20 protein-coding genes and 1 tRNA gene are annotated in these 21,260 nt (G+C 71.6%); 10 read left to right on the forward strand and 11 right to left on the reverse strand.

Annotated features, from left to right (window positions below):
• Nucleotides 1-504, reverse strand: a 504-nt coding sequence (locus tag ACK4S2_RS12765) for a tRNA-guanine transglycosylase (protein ID WP_409624933.1), incomplete at its 3' end; no start/stop codon positions are given.
• A 135-nt stretch (nt 505-639) separates the two neighbouring features.
• On the opposite strand from ACK4S2_RS12765, the gene ACK4S2_RS12770 reads away from it, so the two are divergent.
• From ACK4S2_RS12770 to ACK4S2_RS12800, 7 genes are all read left to right on the forward strand, one after another.
• Nucleotides 640-1,005 carry an SUF system Fe-S cluster assembly protein gene (locus tag ACK4S2_RS12770; RefSeq protein WP_409624936.1) on the forward strand — a complete coding sequence of 122 codons (366 nt, stop codon included), beginning with the start codon at nt 640-642 and terminating at the stop codon, nt 1,003-1,005.
• Nucleotides 1,006-1,015: 10 nt separating this feature from the next.
• Nucleotides 1,016-1,375 carry a HesB/IscA family protein gene (locus tag ACK4S2_RS12775; RefSeq protein WP_409624939.1) on the forward strand — a complete coding sequence of 120 codons (360 nt, stop codon included), beginning with the start codon at nt 1,016-1,018 and terminating at the stop codon, nt 1,373-1,375.
• A gap of 30 nt (nt 1,376-1,405) precedes the next feature.
• Nucleotides 1,406-2,326 (forward strand): ribokinase, encoded by a 921-nt coding sequence (locus tag ACK4S2_RS12780; RefSeq protein WP_409624942.1) that lies wholly within the window; start codon nt 1,406-1,408, stop codon nt 2,324-2,326.
• A 5-nt stretch (nt 2,327-2,331) separates the two neighbouring features.
• Nucleotides 2,332-2,736 (forward strand): META domain-containing protein, encoded by a 405-nt coding sequence (locus ACK4S2_RS12785; RefSeq protein WP_409624945.1) that lies wholly within the window; start codon nt 2,332-2,334, stop codon nt 2,734-2,736.
• Nucleotides 2,737-2,876: 140 nt separating this feature from the next.
• Nucleotides 2,877-2,962 (forward strand) — tRNA-Leu (locus ACK4S2_RS12790).
• A gap of 94 nt (nt 2,963-3,056) precedes the next feature.
• Nucleotides 3,057-4,244, forward strand: coding sequence for a tetratricopeptide repeat protein (locus ACK4S2_RS12795; RefSeq protein ID WP_409624948.1), 1,188 nt, complete (start codon nt 3,057-3,059; stop codon nt 4,242-4,244).
• A 19-nt stretch (nt 4,245-4,263) separates the two neighbouring features.
• Entirely contained in the window at nt 4,264-5,643 is a 1,380-nt protein-coding gene (locus ACK4S2_RS12800; protein WP_409624951.1) for an amidase, read from the forward strand.
• A gap of 3 nt (nt 5,644-5,646) precedes the next feature.
• On the opposite strand, the gene ACK4S2_RS12805 is transcribed toward ACK4S2_RS12800, so the two are convergent.
• From ACK4S2_RS12805 to meaB, 8 genes are all read right to left on the reverse strand, one after another.
• Nucleotides 5,647-7,134 carry an alpha/beta fold hydrolase gene (locus ACK4S2_RS12805; RefSeq protein WP_409624954.1) on the reverse strand — a complete coding sequence of 496 codons (1,488 nt, stop codon included), beginning with the start codon at nt 7,132-7,134 and terminating at the stop codon, nt 5,647-5,649.
• Nucleotides 7,135-7,324: 190 nt separating this feature from the next.
• Nucleotides 7,325-8,695 carry a 30S ribosomal protein S12 methylthiotransferase RimO gene (gene rimO / locus ACK4S2_RS12810; RefSeq protein ID WP_409624957.1) on the reverse strand — a complete coding sequence of 457 codons (1,371 nt, stop codon included), beginning with the start codon at nt 8,693-8,695 and terminating at the stop codon, nt 7,325-7,327.
• A 39-nt stretch (nt 8,696-8,734) separates the two neighbouring features.
• On the reverse strand, nt 8,735-9,253 hold the full coding sequence (locus tag ACK4S2_RS12815) for a cytochrome b (protein WP_409624960.1): 519 nt from the start codon (nt 9,251-9,253) through the stop codon (nt 8,735-8,737).
• Between the two features lie 232 nt (nt 9,254-9,485).
• On the reverse strand, nt 9,486-10,283 hold the full coding sequence (locus ACK4S2_RS12820; RefSeq protein WP_409624963.1) for a crotonase/enoyl-CoA hydratase family protein: 798 nt from the start codon (nt 10,281-10,283) through the stop codon (nt 9,486-9,488).
• A gap of 91 nt (nt 10,284-10,374) precedes the next feature.
• A complete protein-coding gene (gene hrpB / locus ACK4S2_RS12825; protein ID WP_409624966.1) occupies nt 10,375-12,822 on the reverse strand; it encodes an ATP-dependent helicase HrpB in 2,448 nt (815 codons plus the stop codon).
• Nucleotides 12,823-12,980: 158 nt separating this feature from the next.
• A complete protein-coding gene (locus tag ACK4S2_RS12830) occupies nt 12,981-14,012 on the reverse strand; it encodes an ATP-binding protein (RefSeq protein WP_409624969.1) in 1,032 nt (343 codons plus the stop codon).
• A 52-nt stretch (nt 14,013-14,064) separates the two neighbouring features.
• Complete coding sequence (locus ACK4S2_RS12835) at nt 14,065-15,252, reverse strand: trans-sulfuration enzyme family protein (protein WP_409624971.1); 1,188 nt, start codon at nt 15,250-15,252, stop codon at nt 14,065-14,067.
• 7 nt (nt 15,253-15,259) lie between these two features.
• Complete coding sequence (gene meaB, locus ACK4S2_RS12840) at nt 15,260-16,231, reverse strand: methylmalonyl Co-A mutase-associated GTPase MeaB (RefSeq protein ID WP_409624973.1); 972 nt, start codon at nt 16,229-16,231, stop codon at nt 15,260-15,262.
• Nucleotides 16,232-16,373: 142 nt separating this feature from the next.
• Between meaB and ACK4S2_RS12845 the strand changes: the two genes are divergently transcribed.
• Both ACK4S2_RS12845 and ACK4S2_RS12850 read left to right on the forward strand, forming a co-directional pair.
• Nucleotides 16,374-17,096, forward strand: a complete 723-nt coding sequence (locus ACK4S2_RS12845; protein ID WP_409624976.1) for a DUF3108 domain-containing protein — start codon at nt 16,374-16,376, stop codon at nt 17,094-17,096.
• A gap of 89 nt (nt 17,097-17,185) precedes the next feature.
• Nucleotides 17,186-18,967, forward strand: coding sequence for a SulP family inorganic anion transporter (locus ACK4S2_RS12850; RefSeq protein ID WP_409624978.1), 1,782 nt, complete (start codon nt 17,186-17,188; stop codon nt 18,965-18,967).
• On the opposite strand, the gene ACK4S2_RS12855 is transcribed toward ACK4S2_RS12850, so the two are convergent.
• Nucleotides 18,957-19,340, reverse strand: coding sequence for a M10 family metallopeptidase C-terminal domain-containing protein (locus tag ACK4S2_RS12855; RefSeq protein ID WP_409624981.1), 384 nt, complete (start codon nt 19,338-19,340; stop codon nt 18,957-18,959). The genes ACK4S2_RS12850 and ACK4S2_RS12855 overlap by 11 nt on opposite strands.
• Nucleotides 19,310-19,624, reverse strand: coding sequence for a calcium-binding protein (locus ACK4S2_RS12860; protein ID WP_409624984.1), 315 nt, complete (start codon nt 19,622-19,624; stop codon nt 19,310-19,312). The genes ACK4S2_RS12855 and ACK4S2_RS12860 overlap by 31 nt, the downstream gene beginning before the upstream one ends.
• A gap of 128 nt (nt 19,625-19,752) precedes the next feature.
• Here ACK4S2_RS12860 and ACK4S2_RS12865 point away from each other — a divergent pair, with 128 nt between their 5' ends.
• On the forward strand, nt 19,753-21,171 hold the full coding sequence (locus tag ACK4S2_RS12865) for an amidase (protein WP_409624987.1): 1,419 nt from the start codon (nt 19,753-19,755) through the stop codon (nt 21,169-21,171).
• Nucleotides 21,172-21,260 lie beyond the last annotated feature (89 nt).

Consider the following 21,260-nt stretch of genomic DNA (forward strand, 5'->3'; position numbering starts at 1 on the left):
GCGCATCGACAGGCGCATGCTGGCGGCCACCGTTGCCTCGTCGGCCGGCAAGGCCGGGCATTCGTCGAAGCACATCACGATGTCCGACCCCAGCAGCCGCTGGATTTCCATGCTGCGCTCGGGCGTCAGCTCGTGGCGGCTGCCGTCGATATGGCTGCGGAAGGTCACGCCCTTTTCCGTCAGCTTGCGCAAGTCCGACAGGCTCATCACCTGGAACCCGCCCGAATCGGTCAGGATCGGCCGGTTCCAGTGCATGAAGCGGTGCAGCCCCCCCAGCCGCGCCACCCGTTCCGCCCCCGGGCGCAGCATCAGGTGATAGGTGTTGCCCAGCAGGATGTCGGCCCCGGTGGCGCGCACGCTGTCGGGCAGCATCGCCTTGACGGTGCCGGCGGTGCCCACCGGCATGAAGGCCGGGGTGCGGATATCGCCTCGCGGGGTCGAGATCACGCCCGCGCGCGCCGCCCCGTCGGTTGCGTGAACGTGAAATGACACTCCTGCGCTCATTCCTTGCGGCCTTTCCAGCTTCTGCGCCTTACCTCTGCCCCAGCCGGCGCGGCGTGCCAAGCGGCTTTGCCCCCGGCACTGGACGCTGCGGCGATTTTCCCTATATCTTCGGTCGGGAAATGAAACGGAACCGCCATGACCACCCAACCTGCCGACCCGATGGAAGGCGCCCCGCTGATCCGCCCCTCCACCACCGACCATCCGCTGTATGAGTCGGTGGTCGAGGCGTGCCGCACCGTGTTCGACCCGGAAATCCCGGTGAACATCTTTGACCTCGGGCTGGTCTACACCATCGACATCAGCCCGCAGAACGAAGTCGGCATCGTGATGACGCTGACGGCCCCGGGCTGCCCGGTGGCCGGCGAAATGCCCGGCTGGGTGCAGGATGCGGTGAACTCGGTCGCCGGGGTGCAGAATGTCGAGGTGCAGATGACCTTCGACCCGCCCTGGGGCATGGACATGATGTCCGACGAGGCGCGGCTCGAACTCGGGTTCATGTAAGGAGACGGCGATGTTCGGCATTCCCGGCAAGCAGGCGGTGACCCTGACCCCCGCGGCGGCGCGGCAGATCGCGCGGCTCATGGCGCGCGACGGCAAGCAGGGCCTGCGCATCGGCGTGAAGAAGGGCGGCTGCGCCGGCATGGAATACACGATGGACTATGTGTCCGAGGTCAACCCGCTGGACGAGGTGGTCGAACAGGACGGCGCCCGCGTGCTGATCGCGCCGATGGCGCAGATGTTCCTGATCGGCACGGAAATCGACTATGAAACCTCCCTGCTCGAAAGCGGCTTCCGCTTTCGCAACCCCAATGTCGCCGAAAGCTGCGGCTGCGGCGAATCGATCAAGTTCAAGGATGCGCCCGCGGCCTGACCGCCCGGGCCGCAGCCGGGGGGGCCGGGCATGAGCATCGTGATTCTGGGCATCTTCGTGGCCGATACGGTGTTCCGCGCCGACCGCCTGCCGAAGATGGGCGAAACCCTGCTGGGGCAGGGGTTCTTTCTGGGGCCGGGGGGCAAGGGCTCGAACCAGGCGGTGGCCGCGGCCCGCGCCGGCGGGCAGGTGCAGTTCCTGACCCGTCTGGGCACCGATGCCTTTGCCGGCATCGCGCGCGACATCTGGGGCCGCGCCGGCGTGCAGGCCGTGGTGCGCGAAGACCCCGACAGCTACACCGGCGCCGCCTTCATCTTCCTGCAACAGGGCAGCGGGCAGAACGCCATCATCGTCAGCCCCGGCGCCGCCGGCCGCATCGACACCGCCGATGTCGAGGCCGAGGCCGCGCGCATCGCTGGCGCCCGCGTGTTCGTCACGCAACTCGAACAGCCCTTGCCGCCGGCCGCCCGCGCGCTGGAAATCGCCCGCGCCGGCGGGGCGCTCACCATCCTCAACCCCGCCCCGGCGGCCGACCTGCCCGATGCCGTGCTTGCGCTGTGCGATCTGGTCACCCCGAACGAGACCGAGGCCGAGGCGCTGACCGGCCTTGCCGTCACCGGCCCCGACAGCGCCGCGGCGGCGGCGGCGGCGCTGATCGCGCGCGGCGCCCGGGCGGCGGTGGTGACGCTGGGGGCGCAAGGCGCGCTGTATCGTGACGGCACGGGCCGGGTGCTGCATGTGCCGGCGCTTTCGGCCGGCCCGCTGGTCGATACCACCGGGGCCGGCGATGCCTTCAACGGCGGTCTGGCCGTGGCCCTGGCCGAAGGCCGCCCGATCGAGGCCGCCTTGCGCTTTGCCACCGCCACCGCGGCGCTCAAGGTCACGCGCCTCGGCACCGCCGGCGCCATGCCCGCGCGCGACGAAATCGACGCCTTGCTGACCCGGGGGTGACGCGCATGCCGAAACCGCACCTGCCCGCCCTGGCCCTGGCCTTCTGCGCGGGCCTCGCCGCCCCCGCCGCCTCGGCGCAAACCCTGACGGGCGCCGACTGGCGCGTTACCACGCTGGTGGGGGTGGACCTGCCGCCCGGCGTGCAGCCGGTGCTGAGCTTTGCCGCCCCCGACCGGGTGACGGGGCAGGCGGGGTGCAACCGGTTCTTCGGCAGCTATACGCAGGATGGCCTGAGCCTCGGCTTCGGCGCGCTCGGCGCCACGCGCATGGCCTGCGATGACGCGCGCATGGCGGTGGAACAGCGCCTGTTCGATGCGCTGTCGGCCACGCAGGGCATGGTGCTGACCCCCGGCGGCGTGCTGGAGCTTTGGGGCGAATCGGGCCTTCTCGTGCGCGCCGAACGGCCCTGAGCCGCGCCGGCCGCACCGAACCGCGCCCCCGCGTCGCGCCCGCACGCCCCGCGTCCCGCCTCCGCGCGGCGCCCGCACGCCCCGCACCCCGCCCCGACCCGCTTGCCCTTTGCACCCCGCCCGGCCTAGATGGGCGCCGGGGCCGCCTGCTGGAACGGTAGACAGACCGGACTTAAAATCCGTTGCCCGTCAGGGCGTGAGGGTTCGAGTCCCTCGGCGGCTACCACCTGCTCTTGCCGATGATGCCAGCGCTTGTGGCGCGGCCGGCCTGCGCGCTATGCTGCCCCCAAGATGTGGTGGCAGCGGTGCAAAGGTTGGTCATGGCGTCCGATTCCCCCGGCCCCGGCTGGCAGGCCGAACTCGACCAGGCGCGGCGCCTGCGCGCCGAAGGCCGCTTTGCCGAAGCCGCCGCCGCCTATGGCCGCGCGGCGGCGCTGAATCCTTCGGGCAGCGCGCTGCTGTTCCAGGGGCTCAGCCTGCGCGACCTGGGCGATGTGCCGGGCGCGCTGGCGGTGCTGGAACGCTTTGTCGCCCAGCAGCCCGACAGCTTCGATGGCTGGACCACGCTGGGCATGACCCACCGCAACGCCGGGCAGCTGGAACAGGCGCTGGGGCCCTTGCGGCGGGCGCTTGGCTTGCGCGACGATGCCCCGGTGCGCAACGTGCTGGTCACCAGCCTGTGGCGTCTGGGCCGCCTGGGCGAGGCCCGGGTCGAAGGCTGGCGCAACCTCGACCTCAAGGACCGCCAGGCCCGCGCGGCCTTCGCCGCCTCGCCCTTTGCCCGCGCGCAGCTGGCCCCCGGCGCGCGCCGCTTCGACCCGACGCAGCCGCGGCGCAACGTGATCGCGTTTTCGCTGTGGGGCGACCGGCCGGAATACATCACCGGCGCCATCGTCAACGCCCAGATCGCGCCGCATCTCTATGTCGGCTGGACCGCACGGTTCTACTGCGACACCTCGGTGCCCGCCGATGCCCGTGCGGCGCTGGCGCAATACGGCGCCCAGGTCGTGCTGATGGACCGCCCCGAACACCAGCGCATCCGCCCGATGTGGCGCTTTCTGGCCGCCGACGACCCCGAGGTCAACGTCTTCGTCTGCCGCGATGCCGACAGCCGGCTGAACGCGCGCGAACTGCTGGCGGTGACCGACTGGCTGCGCTCGGGCAAGCGCTTTCACGTCATGCGCGACCACATCTATCACATGGAGCTGATCCTGGCCGGCATGTGGGGCGGCACCGCCGGTGTGCTGCCCGGCATGGCCGACTGGCTGGCGCAAGGGGCGGCCTATTTCGACAACCGCTTCGGCGACCAGGCCTTTCTGGCCGACATGGTCTGGCCGCTGATCCGCGACGATGTCTGCATCCACGATGCGCCTTACCGCTTTCCCGACGGCATCGCCCGCGATTTCCCCCCGGGGTACGAGCTTCCGGGCCTGATCCATGTGGGCGGCGGGGTCAAGAAGATGCCGCACTGGTCGCGCTATTTCCGCCTGCCCGACGCCGAGCCCTGACCGCGAAAGGACGCCGCCGATGACCGCCCCGCTCTGGTCCCTGACCGCCGCCGAGATCGCCCGCGGCATCGCCGAGCGCCGCTTCGGCGCGCGCGAGGTGGTGGCCGCCGCCCTCGCCCGGCTCGACGCGGTGAACCCTTCGCTCAACGCCGTCGTGCAACGGATGGATGCCGAGGCGCTGGCCGCCGCCGACGCGCTGGATGCGGCGCTGGCCCGCGGCACGCCGCCCGGGGCCCTGGCCGGGGTGCCGGTGACGGTCAAGGTCAACATCGACCTGGCCGGCCAGGCCACCACCAACGGCCTGCGCCTGCAAGCCGGCCTGATCGCGGCCGAAGACAGCCCCCCGGTGGCCAACCTGCGCCGCGCCGGCGCCATTATCATCGGGCGCACCAACACCCCGGCGTTTTCGCTGCGCTGGTTCACCCGCAACAGCCTGCACGGTGCCACGCGCAACCCGCGCGATCCGGGCCTGACCCCGGGCGGGTCGTCGGGCGGGGCAGGGGCCTCGGTCGCGGCCGGCATCGGCGCGCTGGCGCATGGCACCGACATCGCGGGCTCGATCCGCTATCCGGCCTATGCCTGCGGCGTGCATGGCCTGCGCCCCACGCTGGGCCGGGTGCCCGCCTTCAACGCCACGCAAGGCGACCGGCTGATCGGCGGGCAGCTCATGGCCGTCAGCGGCCCGCTGGCCCGCTCGGTCGAGGACCTGGCGCTTGGCCTTGCCGCGCTGTCGGCCCCCGACCTGCGCGACCCCTGGTGGCAGCCCATGCCTCTGCAAGGCGCCCCGGCCCCGGCCCGCGTGGCGCTGTGCCCGGCGCCCGACGGCATGGCGGTCGCCCCGCCCGTGCGCGCCGCCTTGCAGGCCGCCGCCGACCGGCTGACGGATGCCGGCTACGAGGTGGCCGAGCTGCCCACCCCGCCCTGGGCCGAAGCGATGGAGGCGCAGCTGCGCCTGTGGATGGCCGAGTTCCACCACGCAGGCTTCGGCATCGTCGCGCGCGAAGCCGACCCCGACGCCGCCTTCGTCGCCGCCCGCATGCGCGCGCGCCTGCCCGAACCGACGCTTGCCGCCCTGATGGACGATCTGAAGACCCGCGCCCGCCTCGTGCGGCTGTGGCGCGGGTTTCTGGCCGAATGGCCGCTGGTGCTGTGCCCGGTGTCGGGCGAACCGCCCTTTGCCGACCACCGCGATGTCGCCTCCGACGCCGATTTCGCCGCCGTGCTGGCCGCGCAGATGCCGATGATCGCGCCGCCGCTGATGGGCCTGCCGGGCATCGCCGTGGCCGGGGCGCCGGTCGGCGTGCAGCTTCTGGCCGGCCCCTGGCGCGAGGATCTGTTGCTGGCGGCCGCCCGGGTGCTGGCACCCGAACCCGTCGCCCCGGTCACCCCGGCCTTCTAGCGCTCAGGCCGCCACCATCGGAAAGCTCACCCCCAGCGCCCAGGCCAGAATCAGCCCCAACCCCAGCCCCCCGGCCAAGGGCGCCCCCGTGCGCCGCCCGACCCAGCCCGCGCCCGTGCCGAACAGCGCCAGAAACAGCACGATCACCGGCAGCACGATCAGCAGGAACATCAGCCGCTCGAAATCCAGCGCCACCGCCAGCATCAGCGACCCGACCAGCGCGGCCCGCGCCAGCAGCACCCGTGCCCAGGGCGCGCGGCCGGCCTCGGTCGCCACGGCATCGGCCAGCAGCATCGGCACCGTGCCCAGCGCCAGCCCCGCAATCACCGCGACCCGGCCGGGGTGCGGCACGAAACTGGCCACGTAACGGTCCATCAACCCGCCGAACACCCCGATGCCGAACAGCGCCACCGCCGCCGCCGCCGCCAGCCCGCGCAGGCTGAAAACCCCTGCCAGATGCCCCGCCCGCCCCAGCAGCACCAGCATCAGCGCGCCTTGCAGCGCCAGGTGCAAGGCCAGGTAATCGGCCACCAGCACCGGCAGCAGGTGCAGCTTTACCGGCGCCAGCAGCAGCGGCACCAGAACCGCCGGGCCCAGCACCGCGGCCAGGAACAGCCGCCCGGGCACCGCCGCCGGCGCCGGGCCCGCCGGCAAGGCCCGCGCCAGCGGCCAGGCCAGCGCCGTCAGGCTCGCCAGCATCAACGCAATCCAGCCGCCCGCCAGCGCCGGCCGCGCCGCGCCCTCGCGCCCGAAGGCCAGGTTCAGCCAGTCCACCGCCGCCCGCAGCGCCGTGGCGGAATAAAGCACCCCCACATGCTCCACCCCCGGCGCCACCACCGCCCGGCGCAAGGTGCCGGCCGCCGCATCGCCCACCGTCTGCCCTTCGCCCGCTGCCGGGTCGGTCAGCGCCAGCACGCGCAAGGCCTCGGCGCGCAGGCGGGTTTCCCAGGCCCCGGAAATCATCAGCAGGTTCGGCGGGCTGCCCGCGGTGGCCGCTTGCGAAAACATCGACACCGCCACCACCGCGCCGGTGGCCTTGGTGGCCATCCCTGCGCGCACCACGATATCCGAGGCCATCGAATGCCCCAGCCACGCCAGGCGCCCATCGGCGCGCGGGTGCGCCAGCGCCGCCGCCGCCACCTTCTGCGCATCCGCCACCATCAGGCGCGTCGTGCCGTCGATCCGGGTCACGTCGCCGCGCATCGGGGCCGGGTTGCGGCCGTGGCCCATGCTGTCGAAGCTCGCCACCAGATAGCCCGCCCGCGCCAGCGTCAGCGCGAAAGGCTCCATCAGCTGGCGCGATCCGGCAAAGCCGTGCGCCACCACCACCACCGGCGCCGGGGCGCTGCCCTCGGGCAGATACAGCGTCACGGGCGGCCCGTCCGGCACCGCCAGCGCCGCCCGCGCCACGCTGGCGCGCAAGGTTTCCAGTTGCCAGACCGCCACCGCCAGCCCCAGCGCCGCCAGCCCCGCCACCACCCACCGCAGCATCCTGCCCGCCCCCCTTTGTCCGCCGCCTGCCCCGCACCCCCCGGCCCCCGCGGCCGCGGCGGGTCCGGGGCAGGGCATTCGTTAAGCCTTCGTGAATTTGCGCCGCCAAGCCCTTGATCTTGCTTGGCTCAAGCCATGTCCCTCGCAGGGACACCGGGCCGGTCGGGCCGGGCCTGTCGGGCCCGGCCGGTCAGACCCGGTGTCCCCACAGGTCGTATTCCCCGGCCTCGTCCACCTTGACCGTCACGATATCGCCCGGCGCCAGCCCTTCGAAGCTCTCGTCGATGAACAGGTTGCCGTCGATCTCGGGCGCATCGCCCCAGGTGCGGCAGGTGGCGCCTTCGGCATCGACCTCGTCCACGATCACCTGCAGGGTCCGGCCCACCTTCGCCGCCAGCTTCGCCTCGGAAATCGCCTGCGCCTTGGCCATGAAGCGGGCGAACCGCTCGGCCTTGACCTCGTCGGGCACATGGTCGGGCAAGGCGTTGCTGCGCGCGCCCTTGACGTTCTCGTATTGAAAGCACCCCACCCGGTCCAGCTGCGCCTCATCCAGCCAGTCCAGCAGGGTCTGGAACTCGGCCTCCGTCTCGCCGGGGTAGCCGACGATGAAGGTGGAGCGCAGCACGATGTCGGGGCAATCCCGCCGCCAGGCCGCAATCTCGTCCAGCGTCCGCGCCGCCGCCGCCGGCCGCGCCATGCGCCGCAGCGTCTCGGGGTGGGCATGCTGGAACGGGATGTCGAGGTAAGGCAGCACCAGCCCTTCGGCCATCAAGGGCACCAGCTCGCGCACATGCGGGTAGGGGTAGACGTAGTGCAGCCGCACCCAGGCCCCGAGCGACCCCAGATCGCGCGCCAGATCCGTGATATGCGCCCGGTGCCCCCTATCGCTCGCATGCTTCAGGTCCACCCCGTAGGCCGAGGTATCCTGGCTGATGACCAGCAGCTCCCGCACCCCCGCCGCCACCAGCCGCTCCGCCTCGCGCAGCACCGCATGCGCCGGCCGGCTGACCAGCCGCCCCCGCATGTCGGGGATGATGCAGAACCTGCACTTGTGGTTGCAGCCCTCGGAAATCTTGAGGTAGCTGTAATGCCGCGGCGTCAGGCTGACCCCGGTGGCCGGCAAAAGGTCGACAAAGGGGTCCGGCTTCGGCGGCACCGCCTTGTGCACCGCGTCCAGCACCTGCTCGTACTGATGCGGCCCCGTCACTGCCAGCACCTTGGGATGCGCGCCGGTGATGTAGTCGGGCTCGGCCCCCAGGCAGCCCGTCACGATCACCCGCCCGTTCTCGCGCAGCGCCTCGCCGATGGCTTCCAGACTCTCGGCCTTGGCACTGTCCAGAAAACCGCAGGTGTTCACGATCACCGCTTCGGCGCCCTTGTAATCGGGGCTGATCGCATAGCCTTCGGCCCGCAGCCGCGTCAGGATCCGCTCGCTGTCCACCAGCGCCTTTGGGCAACCGAGGCTGACCATGCCGATTGTCGGCTGGCCCGGTCGGGCGGGTTCGCCAAAGCGCGGGGCCGGGGCAAGGTCGGGGCGAAGATCGGGCGGGTTCTGGCTCATCCCCGTCCTATATCGCTGCCCGCCGCCCGCGGAAAGGGGTCAGCGCCCGAACCACATGCGCGACAAGATCCCGTCGCCCTTGACCCCGGCATGCCAGAAGGCCGCCAGCACATGCACGATCACCAGCACGAACAGCACCGAGGCCAGCGCCCCATGCACCGCCCGCGGCGCGAACAGATCGAAGCTTTCGGGCAAGGGCGCACCGCCGAACACCATGCCCGGCAACCCGCTGGCCAGCGCCAGCGCAACGCCCGACACGGCCATCCCGATCGTCACGGCATAAAGCCCCAGATGCACCGCCCGCGCCGCCGCCACCTGCCAGCCCGGCCCCGGCACCGCGGCAGGCACCGCCTTTCGCGCCCGCACCACCAGCCGCATCAGCATGACCAGCAGGATCAGCCCGCCCACGATCATGTGCATCCGCAAGGTCGCCACCTTGCCCGGGTCGGTGTAGGGCACCTCGGCCATGTTGAACGTCCCGCCCAGCAGCGACCCCAGCACCAGAAAGGCGGCCAGCCAGTGCAACACGACCAGGGCAGGGGGGTAGCGGCGCGGCATGACAGGGCTCCGGTTGCGGCATCGACCCCGCAAGGCTGCCACCGAAAGCCGCGGCGCACAACCTCCCCCGTCTTTCACCTGGTGCAAATATCCCGGGGTGAATTGGCCCGGCACGGGCCAAGAGGGGCAGCGCCCCTGCCGCGTCCCTCGCCGCCCGCACCCCGGGCCGGCACCGGGCGCGATGGCGCCGTCGGGGGGCCGGGGGGCGCCCCCCGGCCCCCCGGTCGCACGCTCACCCGTCGAAGGCCGGGGCGCGACCGGCCATGCCGGCCATCACCGCCTCGATCTGGTTGCGGCTGCCGATCAGGTCGGCCTGCAATTGCGCCTCGTGGCGCAGGCCGGCGCCGGGCGGCAGGGTCCAGGTCGCTTCCACCAGCCGCTTGCCGGCGCGCAGCACATCGGGCGACACCTGCGCGAACCGCGCGGCCAGCGCGCGCGCGGCCGTCAGCGGGTCGGGCTCCAGCCGCGTCACGAGCCCAAGGGCGGCGGCCTCGGGCGCCTCGACCACGCGGGCGGTCAGGATCAGCTCCTTGGCCAGATCGGCGCGCATCAGCCGGGGCAGGCTTTGCGTGATCCCCATGTCGGGGATCAGGCCCCAGCGCGCCTCCATCACCGAAAACCGCGCGTCCGGTGCCGCCAGCCGGAAATCCGCCCCGAGCGCCAGTTGCAGCCCGGCGCCGAAGCACACGCCCTGCACCGCGGCGATCACCGGCACATCGAGCTCGGCCCAGACGGTGCAAGGGCGCTGAAAGCGATTGGCCTGCCCGGCGGGCGGGGCCAGCATCTCGGCCCTTACCGCGGCCAGGCGTTGTGCCATCGCCATGAACTCGGCCGTGTCGATCCCGGCGCAAAAGGCCGGCCCCGCGCCATGCAGGATCACCGCGCGCAGGCCGGGCGCGGCCTTGAGGCTTTCGCCCGCGGCGCTCAGCGCATCGAACAGCCCGAGGTCCAGCGCGTTGCGCTTGTCGGGGCGGTTCAGCATCACCTCGGCCACCGGGCCATCGCGGGTGACGATCAGTCTGGGGTCCATGCGCCTGCCTCCGTGGTGCTGCCATCCTCTCACGCTCAAACATGGCACCCGGGCCTGTCCAGCCCGACGTGGCGGCCGGCGCGACAGCCGCTCAGGTGCCGCGCGGCTTGGCGCGCAGCGTCGGGTCGGCCTGCAACGGATCCTCGGGCCAGGGGTGGCGGGGGTAGCGGCCGCGCATGTCCTTGCGCACATCGGCATAGCTGCCGCGCCAGAAGCCGGGCAGGTCCGAGGTCACCGCAATCGGCTTGCCCCCGGGCGACACCAGCACCAGCCGCAAGGGCACCCGGTCGGGGCCGACGCAGGGGTGCGTCGCCTGCCCGAACAGTTCCTGCAGGCGCAGTTCCACCTGCGGGGCATCGCCATCGTAGTCGATGGCCACGCGCCGCCCCAGCGGGGTTTCGAAATGCGAGGGATAGAGCTGCTCCAGCCGCTGCACCGCATCCCATCCGAGGTAGAGCTTCAGGGGCTCCAGCAGGTCCAGCGCGCGCAGGTCGGCCCGGGTGCGCACGCGCACCAGTGCCGGCAGCAGCCAGGCGTCGGCCGCCTGCATCAGGCTGTCGTCATCGACCGGGGGGATGTCGGCGCCGGCGGCGCGGGCAGCAGCGGCGCGGGCGCGCAGGCGGGCGGCGGCGCCGGCAAAGGGCAACCCGTTGCCCTGGCGCAATTCGTCGCGCAAGCCTTCCAGCGCGGCGCGGGCCAGCGCCTCGGGCGGCGGGTCGGGCCAGATGCGGTCGTCCAGCACCAGCGCGCCGAAACCTTCCTGCCGTCGGGCGACGATGCGGCCGTCGCGGCGCGACCATTCGCATACCTCGGCCCAGGAAATGCGGTCGGCGAACAGCGCGCGCAGGTCGGCTTCGGCGATCGCCACCGCCTGGCGGATGCCGGCCTCGCGCGCGTCGCCGTCGAGGTCGGTGGCCACCAGCAGCCGTGTGCCGGCCAGCGGCGTGCCGGGGGCCATCGCCGCCCCCTTGCCGCCCGAAAGCACCCAGCGCGGAGCATCGCCCTTGCGCCGCAGCCCGACACGGTCGGGAAAGGCCAGCGCCGCCATCGCGCCGGGCGACAGCTCGGGGCCGGGCGGCACCAGCCGCGCGAGGCGCCGCGCCTCGGCCCGGATGCGCTCGGCGGTGTCGCGGTGGACGGGCCAGGGATGGCGGCTGGCGTAATCCTTAGGGTTTTCAAGCGCTTGCAGCCGAAGGCTCAGGTCCGGCGGCGCGCCCTTCAACGGGTCGCGGTCCGACACCAGCGCGGCCAGCAGCGCCGCCTGACGCCCCGCCGTCAGCAGCATGTGCGCCAGCCGCGGGTGCACCGGCAGCGCCGCCATCGCCTTGCCATGCGCGGTGATCCGCCCGGCCTGCAACGCGCCCAGATCGGCCAGCAGGCGGCGCGCCTCGGCCAGCGCCCCGGCCGGCGGCGGGGTCAGAAAGGCCAGGCCCTCGCCGCCGCCCCACAACGCCAGTTCCAGCGCAAGGCCCGCCAGATCGGCGGTTTCGATCTCGGCCGGGGGAAAGGCGGGCAGGGCGCCTTCCTCGGCCCTGGCCCAGAGGCGGTAGCACACACCCGGCGCCACGCGGCCGGCGCGGCCCTGGCGCTGCGTCGCCTCCGCCCGGCTGACCCGTTCGGTCACCAGCCGGGTCATGCCCGACCCGGGGTCGTAGCGCGCGCGGCGGGCGCGGCCGGCATCGACCACCACGCGGATGTCGGGAATGGTGAGCGAGGTTTCGGCGATGGCGGTGGCCAGCACCACCTTGCGCGCCCCCGGCAGCGGCGCCAGCGCTGCGCGCTGTGCCTGAAAATCCATTGCGCCGTAAAGGGGTTGCACGACGCAGTTGTCAAGATGGTCCAACAGCGCCGCCACCCGGCGGATCTCGGCTTCGCCCGGCAGGAACACGAGGATGCCGCCCGTGGTTTCCGCAGTTGCCTGCCGCACGAGGGCGGCGATTTCGGCCTCCAGCCGCGCGCCGGCGGGCATGGGCCGCCGCAGCCAGCGCGTTTCCACCGGAAAGGCGCGGCCTTGCGACGAGATCAGCGGCGCATCCTCCAGCAGCGCCGCCACGGGTGCTGCATCCAGCGTGGCCGACATCACCAAGAGCCACAGGTCGGGGCGCAGCGCCTGGCGCGCCTCCCACGCCAGCGCAAGGCCGAGGTCGGCGTTCAGGTTGCGTTCGTGAAATTCGTCGAAGATCACGGCACTTGTGCCGGAAAGCTCGGGGTCGGCCTGGATCATCCGGGTGAGGATGCCTTCGGTCACCACCTCGATCCGCGTGGCCTTGGACACCTGCGCCTCGCCGCGGATGCGGTAGCCGACGGTGGCGCCTACGGGCTCGCCCAGGGTTTCGGCCATGCGCTCGGCCGCGGCCCGGGCCGCGAGGCGGCGCGGCTCCAGCATCAGGATGCGGCCCGGCACCGCGTCCAGCAAGGCCAGCGGCACGCGCGTGGTCTTGCCGGCGCCGGGCGGCGCTTGCAGCACGGCGCGGCCCGCCCGGCGCAAGGCCGACACAAGGTCTGGCAGGATGGCGTCGATGGGCAAGCCGTGGGACATGGCGCGTGTTATGCCGGGGTTTTGCGCCCGCGGCCAGAGGGGCGCGCGGGGCTTTGGGGAAATAGCAAGGTTTCAAGGCGATACACAGCACGGCAGCGCGCGGTGGCTTCATCTGATATTAACATAATACCGATTATGCGAATCACGGATGCGCCGGTTCAGATCAGCGGCAACACCACCTCGAACACGCTGCCCTTGCCCTTTTCGCTGGAAATCTTCAGCCGCCCGCGATGGCGGTTGATGATGTGCTTCACGATCGCCAGCCCCAGCCCGGTGCCGCCTTGTTCGCGCGACCGGTGGGTATCGACGCGGTAGAAGCGTTCGGTCAACCGCGGCAGATGGATGGCGTCGATGCCGGCGCCCTGGTCGATCACGCTGAGCGAAAGGCCCGGGCTGCGCAGCACCGGATCATGCGCCACGCGGCGCAGCACCACGCGGACGGTCTTGCCCGATCCGCCATATTTGACCGCGTTTTCCACGAGGTTGTGCAGAACCTGGGTCAACTGGTCCAGATCGCCGGCCACCGGCGGCAGGTCGGCTTCGGCATCGAGCGTCAGCGTGACCTGCGCGGCATCGGCCATCCCGCGCAAGGTGGCCAGCACCGAGCGCGCGAGGCCCGCAAGTTCCACCTGCGTGCGCGGGCGCACGCGTTCTTCGGCCTCGACCCGGCTGAGCGACAGAAGATCGCCCACCAGGCGGTTCATGCGCAGCGCCTCGCGCTCCATGATGCCCAGAAAACGCGCGCGCGCGGCCGGGTCGTCGCGCGCCGCGCCGCGCAGCGTTTCGATGAAGCCCAGCAGCGCGGTCAGCGGTGTGCGTAGCTCGTGGCTGACGTTGGCCACGAAATCGCGCCGCATGTCGGCGGCGTGTTCCACATCCGACACGTCCTGAAACGCCAGCGAGGCGCCAAGGCCCGCCACCCGCGCGACAAGGCCGCGATACACCGTATCGCGCCCCGGGCCGGTGAGGCGCCAGCGGGTGGTGCCGCCTTCGCCCCCCGCCAGCACGCGTTCCAGCAGCGCCACGGGCTCGGGCTGGCGGATCACCGTCAGGTAATGGCGGCCGTCGGCATCGCCGAGGATCGCCCGCGCCGGCGCGTTCAGCCAGGCGATGCGGGCATCGTCGCCCACCACCAGCATGGGGTGCGGCACGGCGGCCAGCAGGCTTGCGATGAGTCGGTCCTGGTCCATGCGCGCCTTGTGCAACCGGGATGCAACAGGGGCATGACACCCCTGCACCGTGTCATTCGGCCACGGCTGCCGCCGCCGCGATGCCGCGGGTGAAGTCGCGTGCCAGCAGGTCGAAATCCTCGATCCCGACCGAGACGCGGAAGAAACCCTCGGAAATGCCCAACCGCAAACGGTTTTCCGCGCTTAGCGCGCGGTGCGAGGACGACGGCGGATGCGACAGCGTGGTGCCCACATCGCCCAGTGTGGGGGCAAAGGCGACCTCGGGCATGGCCCGGGTCAGGGCATTGGCGGCCGCCCTGCCCCCGGCCAGCTCGAACGACAGCATGTTGCCGGTGCGCGCGCCCAGCAGGCTGCGGGCGCGGTTGTGGTCGGGGTGGTCGGCGCGGCCGGGGTAGATCACCCGCGTGATGCCGGGCAAGGCGGCGATGTGGTCGGCCAGGCGGCGGGCGTTTTCCTCGGCCCGGTCATAGCGCAGGTCGAAGGTGAACAGCCCGCGTTCGGCCAGCCAGCAATCGAAGGGGCTGGGCGTCAGGCCCATCGTCACCGCCAGCACCCGCATGGCGGCCATGCGCGCCGGGTCGCGCGCCAGCACATAGCCCAGCGTCACATCCGAATGGCCGGCCAGCAGTTTCGTCACCGACTGGATCACCACATCGGCGCCGTGGTCCAGTGCGCGCACCGCCCGGGGGGTGGAAAAGGTGCTGTCGATCAGCAGCGCAATGCCATGCGCCTGCGCCAGCGCAGCGATGCCCGCCACATCGGCCACCCGCAGCGTGGGGTTCGACACGGTTTCGATCAGGATGGCACGGGTGTTGGGGCGCAGGCCGGCGGCAAAGGCGGCCGCATCGGTCGGGTCGGCCAGCGAGGTTTCGATGCCCATCTGCGGCAGGGTTTCGGCCATGAGCCGAAGCGAGCGGCCATAAAGCTGGTCGCCCCCCAGCACGTGATCGCCCGCCTTCAGGCAACCCATCAGCGCCACGGTGACCGCGGCCATGCCGGACCCCACGACAAGCCCGCCCTGCCCGCCTTCGAGCGCATCCAGCCGCTGCGCCAGCGCCACCGCGTTGGGGTGTGCCTCGCGCGCATAGGTAAAGCCGGTGCCGGGGTTGTCGTAGATGTCGTCCAGCTGGTCGGGGCTTTCGGCGGCCCAGACCACGGTGGGGTGCAAGGGCGTGGCCACCGGGCGCGAGCGGCCTTCGGGAAAGGCCATGCGGCGGATCAGGGTGGGGTCGTTGGTCATGGATGCCTCAGAGCTGGGAAAGGATGTCGGCGGCGGCGCTGGCCGGCGAACGCTGGCCTTGCGCCACCGCGGCGCCGGTGGCCGCCATGCGCGCGCGCAAGGCGGGGTCTTCGGTCAGGCGGGCCAGCAGGGCCGCGCGAACCTCGTCTTCGAACCAGGCGCGGGCCTGTTCGGCGCGGGTGCGCGCCCAGTGGCTGTGGGCGCGGCGCCAGTCGGCAAGCGCCTGCATGTCGGCCCAGGCCTGCGCGATGCCTTCGCCGGCCACGGCCGAAACCGGCAGCACGCGGGGGAACCCTTCGGGGTCTTGCGGGCGCTTGCGCAACAGCCGCAGCGCCCCGGCGTAATCGGCGACCGTGCGGGTCGCCGCCGGCTTCAGGTCGCCATCGGCCTTGTTGACCAGGATCAGGTCGGCCATTTCCATGATGCCGCGTTTGACGCCTTGCAATTCGTCGCCGCCGGCGGGGGCCAGCAGCAGCACGAACAGGTCGGTCATGCCGGCCACCAGCGTTTCCGACTGGCCCACGCCCACGGTTTCCACCAGCACCACGTCGAAGCCCGCCGCCTCGCACAGCGCCACCGATTCGCGGCTGCGGCGCGCGACGCCGCCCAGGTGCGCCTGGCTGGGCGAGGGGCGGATATAGGCGCGCGGGTCGCGGGCCAGAAGTTCCATCCGCGTCTTGTCGCCCAGGATCGAGCCGCCCGAGCGCGCCGAGGACGGGTCCACCGCCAGCACCGCCACCCGCAGCCCCTGCCCTGTCAGGTGGCGGCCGAAGGCCTCGATGAAGGTGGATTTGCCCACACCCGGCGTGCCCGAAAGCCCGATGCGCAGCGCCTGGCGCTGCAACCCGGCCAGCCGGTCCAGCAGCGCCGCCGCCATCGCGCGGTGGTCGGCCCGGCCGCTTTCCACCAGCGTGATCGCCCGCGCCAGTGCCCGCCGGTCGCCCTGTTCCAGCCGCCGGGCCAGATCGTTCACGTCCATTCCGCCTTTTCCTCGCGTTCCGGCAAGGCCTTGCCGATCCGGGCACCTGCACGGACAAGTCATGTGCACCGCCCGTTCCGAGGCGGTATCTGTGCGCAAGCGGGCGCCACTGTCCAGTGCCCGCGGTGTGAAGGAGTGATCCATGCGTCCCATTGCCATTGCCCTGACCGCCCTTGCGCTGGCGGCCGCCACCCCTGCCCCGGCGCAGGAGTTGCGCCAGAACGCCCGGTTCGATCTGGAAATCCGCGGCATCACCGTGGGGCGGCTGGATTTTGCCGGGGTGGAAAACGGGCGCAGCTATGCGGTTTCGGGCACGATGCAAAGCACCGGCCTGGCGGGGATGCTGCGCAAGATGCGCTACGATGCCAATGTGCGCGGAACCATGACCGCGCGCGGCTTTGCCCCGCAGCGCTACGAACAGACCGGCGGCATCGGCAAGAAATACACCGAGGAAATCGTGGTCTGGGACGGCGGCCTGCCCCGGATCGAACGGCAGGAACCCCCGCGCGAGGCGCGCGCCACCGACGCCGACCCCGCGCAGCAGCGCGGCACCGTGGATACGCTGACCGCGCTTTATGCCACCTTGCGCGACGTGGCGCCCGGGCAGGAATGCCAGTCCAGCGTCATCATGTACGATGGGCGCTACCGGATGCAGCTGCAGATCTCGGCGCCGCGGACCGAAGCCGGCGGGGTTTCCTGCGCGGGCGAATACATCCGCCTGGCCGGCTTTACGCCTGAGGAAATGGCCGAGCGCACGCGCTTTCCCTTTACCTTGCGCTACGAGCCCACGACCGAAGGCCGGATGCGCGTGACCGAGGTGGCGATGGACAGCCTGTATGGCCGTGCCCGGCTGGTGCGGCGCTGAGCCCCGGCCTTGCGCGGCAAAACACATTCAAGACTTGTAATATGTAATCGGGCCCGTATATAGGCGGTGCGAACAGGCCGGAGGTTGCCATGCGCCGTTATTTCCCGATCCTCGACTGGGGCCGCAGCTATACGCGGGCGACCCTGACCAATGACATGCTGGCAGCATTGATCGTGACGATCATGCTGATTCCGCAGTCGCTTGCCTATGCGCTGCTGGCGGGGTTGCCGCCCGAGGTCGGGCTATACGCCTCGATCGCGCCGTTGCTGTTCTATGCGGTGTTCGGCACCTCGCGCACGCTGGCGGTCGGGCCGGTGGCGGTGGTGTCGCTGATGACGGCGGCGTCGGTCGGGCAGCTGGCGGCGCAAGGCACGCCGGAATACCTGGGCGCCGCGATTGCGATGGCCTTCCTGTCGGGGGTGATGCTGCTGGGCATGGGCGCGCTGCGGCTGGGGTTCATTGCCAATTTCCTGTCGCATCCGGTGATCTCGGGCTTCATCACGGCGTCGGGGATCATCATCGCGGCCGGTCAGGTGCCGCATCTGCTGGGCATTTCGGCCGGCGGGCACAACCTGCTGGAAATCCTGCACAACATCTGGAAGGCGCTGGCCGGGATCAACCCGGTGACGATGGTGCTGGCGCTGCCGACCGTGGCCTTCCTGTTCTGGTCGCGCCAGCGGCTGAAGCCTGCGTTGAAGGCGCGCGGCATGTCGGACATGATGGCCGGCATCGTGACGCGGGCGGCGCCGGTGATGGCGGTGGCGGCCACCACGCTGGCCACCTGGGGGTTCGGCCTGCAAGGCTTTGGCGTTTCGATCGTGGGCGAGGTGCCGAAGGGTCTGCCCATGCCCACGCTGCCGCCCTTCGACCTTGACCTTTGGGCGCAGATCGCGGTGCCGGCGCTGCTGATTTCCATCGTGGGCTATGTGGAAACCGTGTCGGTGGCGCAAACCCTGGCGGCCAAGCGGCGCCAGCGGATCGACCCCGACCAGGAGCTGATCGCCCTGGGCGCCAGCAACATCGGCTCGGCCATCTCGGGCGGCTTTCCGGTGACGGGCGGGTTCGCGCGGTCGGTGGTGAACTTCGATGCGGGGGCCGAAACCCCGGCGGCGGGCGCCTATACGGCCGTCGGCATGGCGCTGGCCACGGTGTTCCTGACGCCCTTGCTGTTCTTCCTGCCCAAGGCGACGCTGGCGGCCACGATCATCGTGGCGGTGCTGAGCCTGGTGGATCTGGGCGCGCTGAAACGGACCTGGTCCTACGACCGCGCCGATTTCGCCGCGATGGCCGCGACCATCCTGGTCACGCTGGGCGTGGGGGTCGAGGCCGGGATCACCGCCGGGGTCATCCTGTCGCTGTTGCTGCACCTTTACCGCACCTCGAAGCCGCATGTGGCCATCGTGGGCCAGGTGCCGGGGACCGAGCATTTCCGCAACGTGGAACGCCATGCGGTGGTGACGGCGCCCGATGTGCTGTCGATCCGGGTGGACGAGTCGCTGTATTTTCCCAACGCCCGCTTTCTGGAGGACACGGTCTATGCCGCGCTCGCCTCGAACCCGGACCTGCGCCATGTGGTGCTGATGTTCCCGGCGGTGAACGCGGTCGATGCCTCGGCGCTGGAAAGCCTGGAAGCGATCGTGTCGCGGCTGAAGGATCAGGGCATCAAGCTGCACCTGTCCGAAGTGAAGGGCCCGGTGATGGACCGGCTGAAGCGGTCGCATTTCCTGGACGATCTGACCGGCCAGGTGTTCCTGACGCAATACGACGCGATGCGCGCGCTGGCGCCCGAGCTGACGGCGCGCACCCTGTCGGCCTGCCGGCGCGAAACCCAGCGCGCCGCCGACGTGGTGGACCTGCGGCCTACAGCATGAAATCGGCGGCCGTCAGCGGCAGGCTGGCGGCCAGCGCGATTTCCGTGTCGGCCAGGCCGTCGCCGTTCGGGTCGATGGCAATGATGGTCTGGCCGGCCTCGACAAAGCGGCGCACTTCGGCCGTGGTGCCGGTGAAGCCTTGGGTGCCGCGCCAGACAAAGCCCTGATCGCCGGCGACAAGGGGGGCGGTGTCAATGCCTGAGAGGTCGGTCAGGTCGTCGCCGCGCACGAAATCGGTGGTCCGGTCGTGCGCCGCCCCGAGCCTGGCGTCCGTGGTACCGGCATAGCGGAACACATCGCGCCCCGCGCCGCCGGCCAGCACGTCGGCGCCGCGACCGCCGGTCAGGGTATCGTTGCCGACGCCGCCATACACCGCGTCGTCGAACCGCGTGCTGCTGACGCCGACGCTTTCGATGCCTTGTGCGCTGATCGCCTGCGCCCCGCCAAACGGATCGTATCGTTGCCGTCCCCACCATAGTGGCGGTCCTTGCCTTCGCCGCCCGACAGCACATCGTCGCCAGCGTTGCCGCACAGGTCGTCGTTGCCCGACCCGAAGCCGCCGAACAGCGTGTCGTTGCCGCCGTTGCCGAAGATCCGGTCGTCCCCGGTGGTGCCGCTGAAGTGATTGGGCAGGTCGTCGAGATCGAACCTCGGCATGGGGTGCCTCCGTCTCGGGGCAGGTCGGTGTGACACGCGCCGCCGGCGGATCAATGCGCCGTTCGGGCGAGGGGCTGGACGCTGCGGCGGCGCTGTGAAACCTTCGGCGTCAGCTTGAGGAGGTGGCGATGGACGATCCGACCGGACTGGGGGCGCTGGCCTTGCGCCGCGCGATGGACGTGGGGCGCCTGACGGCCGCGGCCCTGATGGAGGCGACGCTGGCGCGGATTGCGCGCGTCAACCCGGGGCTCAACGCCATCGTGGCGCTGCGCGACCCCGCGGCACTGCGTGCCGAGGCCGCCGCCGCCGATAGGGTGCCGGTGGCGGCGCGCGGGCCGCTGCATGGCTTGCCGATGGCGGTGAAGGATCTGGTGGGGGTGGCGGGCATCCGCTCGACCTGGGGTTCGCCGATCCTGGCCGACAACGTGCCGGCGCAGGATGACATGCTGGCCGCGCGGTTGCGGGCGGCCGGCGCCATCCTGATCGGCAAGACCAACACGCCGGAATTCGGCCTCGGGTCGCACAGCTACAACCCGGTGCACGGGGTGACGGGCAACCCCTATGCGCCCGAGCGCACGGCGGGCGGATCCTCGGGCGGGGCGGCGGCGGCGCTGGCGGCGCGGATGCTGGCGCTGGCGGACGGGTCGGACATGATGGGCAGTTTGCGCAACCCCGCCGGCTGGTGCAACGTTTACGGCTTTCGCCCGACCTATGGCCGGGTGCCGGTGGACCCGGTCGGCGACACGTTCCTGCACCAGCTGGCCACCGACGGGCCGATGGCGCGCAGCATCGAGGATCTGGCGCTGCTGCTGGAGGTGCTGGCCGTGCCGGACCCCCGGCTGCCGCATGGTCGCCCGTCCGAGCCCTTCCTGGCGGCGCTGGACCGCCCGGCGGGGCGGCTGCGCATCGGCTGGCTGGGCGACTGGGGTGCGGCGTGGCCGATGGAAAATGGCATATTGTCCCTGTGCCGCAATGCCTTGGACGACTTTCCCGATGCAACGGTCGAAGACGTGCCGCCGCCCTTTGCCGCCGCTCGGCTATGGGACTCGTGGACCACGCTGCGCAGCTGGGCCGTGGCGGCGCGGTTGGGGGTGTTTCACGCCGATGCCGGCAGGCGTGCCCTGTTGAAGCCCGAGGCGATCTGGGAAATCGAACGCGGCCTGTCGTTCAGTGCCATGCAGGTGCATCGCGCCAGTGTCGTGCGGTCGGAATGGAATGCGGTGGCTGCGGGGCTGTTCCAGCGGTTCGACCTGCTGGCCTTGCCGGTGGCGCAGGTCTGGCCGTTTCCGAAGGGCTGGGATTGGCCGAAATCCGTGGCCGGGCGCGCGATGGATACCTACCACCGCTGGATGGAGGTGGTGGTGCCGGCGAGCCTGCTGGGCCTGCCCACGCTGGCTGCCCCGGTGGGGTTCGGGCCGCAAGGGCTGCCTATGGGGGTGCAGCTGATCGGCCCGCGCGGCGCGGATGCGGCGGTGCTGCGCGCCGGCCAGGCCTGGCACAGGGCGACGGATTGGCCGGGGCGGGTTCCGCCTGCGGGGGTGGCGTAGGCCGGGGGCGCTGCCCCCGGACCCCCGGGATATTTTCCGACAGAAAATGGGCCGGAACGACGGTCAGCCGCGACCGCGGCGGCCGCCGC

Origin of the sequence: Gemmobacter sp. (genome assembly GCF_046292685.1) — a bacterium.
Taxonomy (GTDB): domain Bacteria; phylum Pseudomonadota; class Alphaproteobacteria; order Rhodobacterales; family Rhodobacteraceae; genus Wagnerdoeblera.

What these genes read in the sequence shown, in the direction of transcription:
- ACK4S2_RS12770 (WP_409624936.1), top strand. Translation starts at nt 640, where the DNA reads ATGACCACCCAACCTGCCGACCCGATGGAAGGCGCCCCGCTGATCCGC.
- ACK4S2_RS12775 (WP_409624939.1), top strand. Translation starts at nt 1,016, where the DNA reads ATGTTCGGCATTCCCGGCAAGCAGGCGGTGACCCTGACCCCCGCGGCG.
- ACK4S2_RS12780 (WP_409624942.1), top strand. Translation starts at nt 1,406, where the DNA reads ATGAGCATCGTGATTCTGGGCATCTTCGTGGCCGATACGGTGTTCCGC.
- ACK4S2_RS12785 (WP_409624945.1), top strand. Translation starts at nt 2,332, where the DNA reads ATGCCGAAACCGCACCTGCCCGCCCTGGCCCTGGCCTTCTGCGCGGGC.
- ACK4S2_RS12795 (WP_409624948.1), top strand. Translation starts at nt 3,057, where the DNA reads ATGGCGTCCGATTCCCCCGGCCCCGGCTGGCAGGCCGAACTCGACCAG.
- ACK4S2_RS12800 (WP_409624951.1), top strand. Translation starts at nt 4,264, where the DNA reads ATGACCGCCCCGCTCTGGTCCCTGACCGCCGCCGAGATCGCCCGCGGC.
- ACK4S2_RS12805 (WP_409624954.1), bottom strand. Translation starts at nt 7,134, where the DNA reads ATGCTGCGGTGGGTGGTGGCGGGGCTGGCGGCGCTGGGGCTGGCGGTG.
- rimO (WP_409624957.1), bottom strand. Translation starts at nt 8,695, where the DNA reads ATGAGCCAGAACCCGCCCGATCTTCGCCCCGACCTTGCCCCGGCCCCG.
- ACK4S2_RS12815 (WP_409624960.1), bottom strand. Translation starts at nt 9,253, where the DNA reads ATGCCGCGCCGCTACCCCCCTGCCCTGGTCGTGTTGCACTGGCTGGCC.
- ACK4S2_RS12820 (WP_409624963.1), bottom strand. Translation starts at nt 10,283, where the DNA reads ATGGACCCCAGACTGATCGTCACCCGCGATGGCCCGGTGGCCGAGGTG.
- hrpB (WP_409624966.1), bottom strand. Translation starts at nt 12,822, where the DNA reads ATGTCCCACGGCTTGCCCATCGACGCCATCCTGCCAGACCTTGTGTCG.
- ACK4S2_RS12830 (WP_409624969.1), bottom strand. Translation starts at nt 14,012, where the DNA reads ATGGACCAGGACCGACTCATCGCAAGCCTGCTGGCCGCCGTGCCGCAC.
- ACK4S2_RS12835 (WP_409624971.1), bottom strand. Translation starts at nt 15,252, where the DNA reads ATGACCAACGACCCCACCCTGATCCGCCGCATGGCCTTTCCCGAAGGC.
- meaB (WP_409624973.1), bottom strand. Translation starts at nt 16,231, where the DNA reads ATGGACGTGAACGATCTGGCCCGGCGGCTGGAACAGGGCGACCGGCGG.
- ACK4S2_RS12845 (WP_409624976.1), top strand. Translation starts at nt 16,374, where the DNA reads ATGCGTCCCATTGCCATTGCCCTGACCGCCCTTGCGCTGGCGGCCGCC.
- ACK4S2_RS12850 (WP_409624978.1), top strand. Translation starts at nt 17,186, where the DNA reads ATGCGCCGTTATTTCCCGATCCTCGACTGGGGCCGCAGCTATACGCGG.
- ACK4S2_RS12860 (WP_409624984.1), bottom strand. Translation starts at nt 19,624, where the DNA reads ATGCCGAGGTTCGATCTCGACGACCTGCCCAATCACTTCAGCGGCACC.
- ACK4S2_RS12865 (WP_409624987.1), top strand. Translation starts at nt 19,753, where the DNA reads ATGGACGATCCGACCGGACTGGGGGCGCTGGCCTTGCGCCGCGCGATG.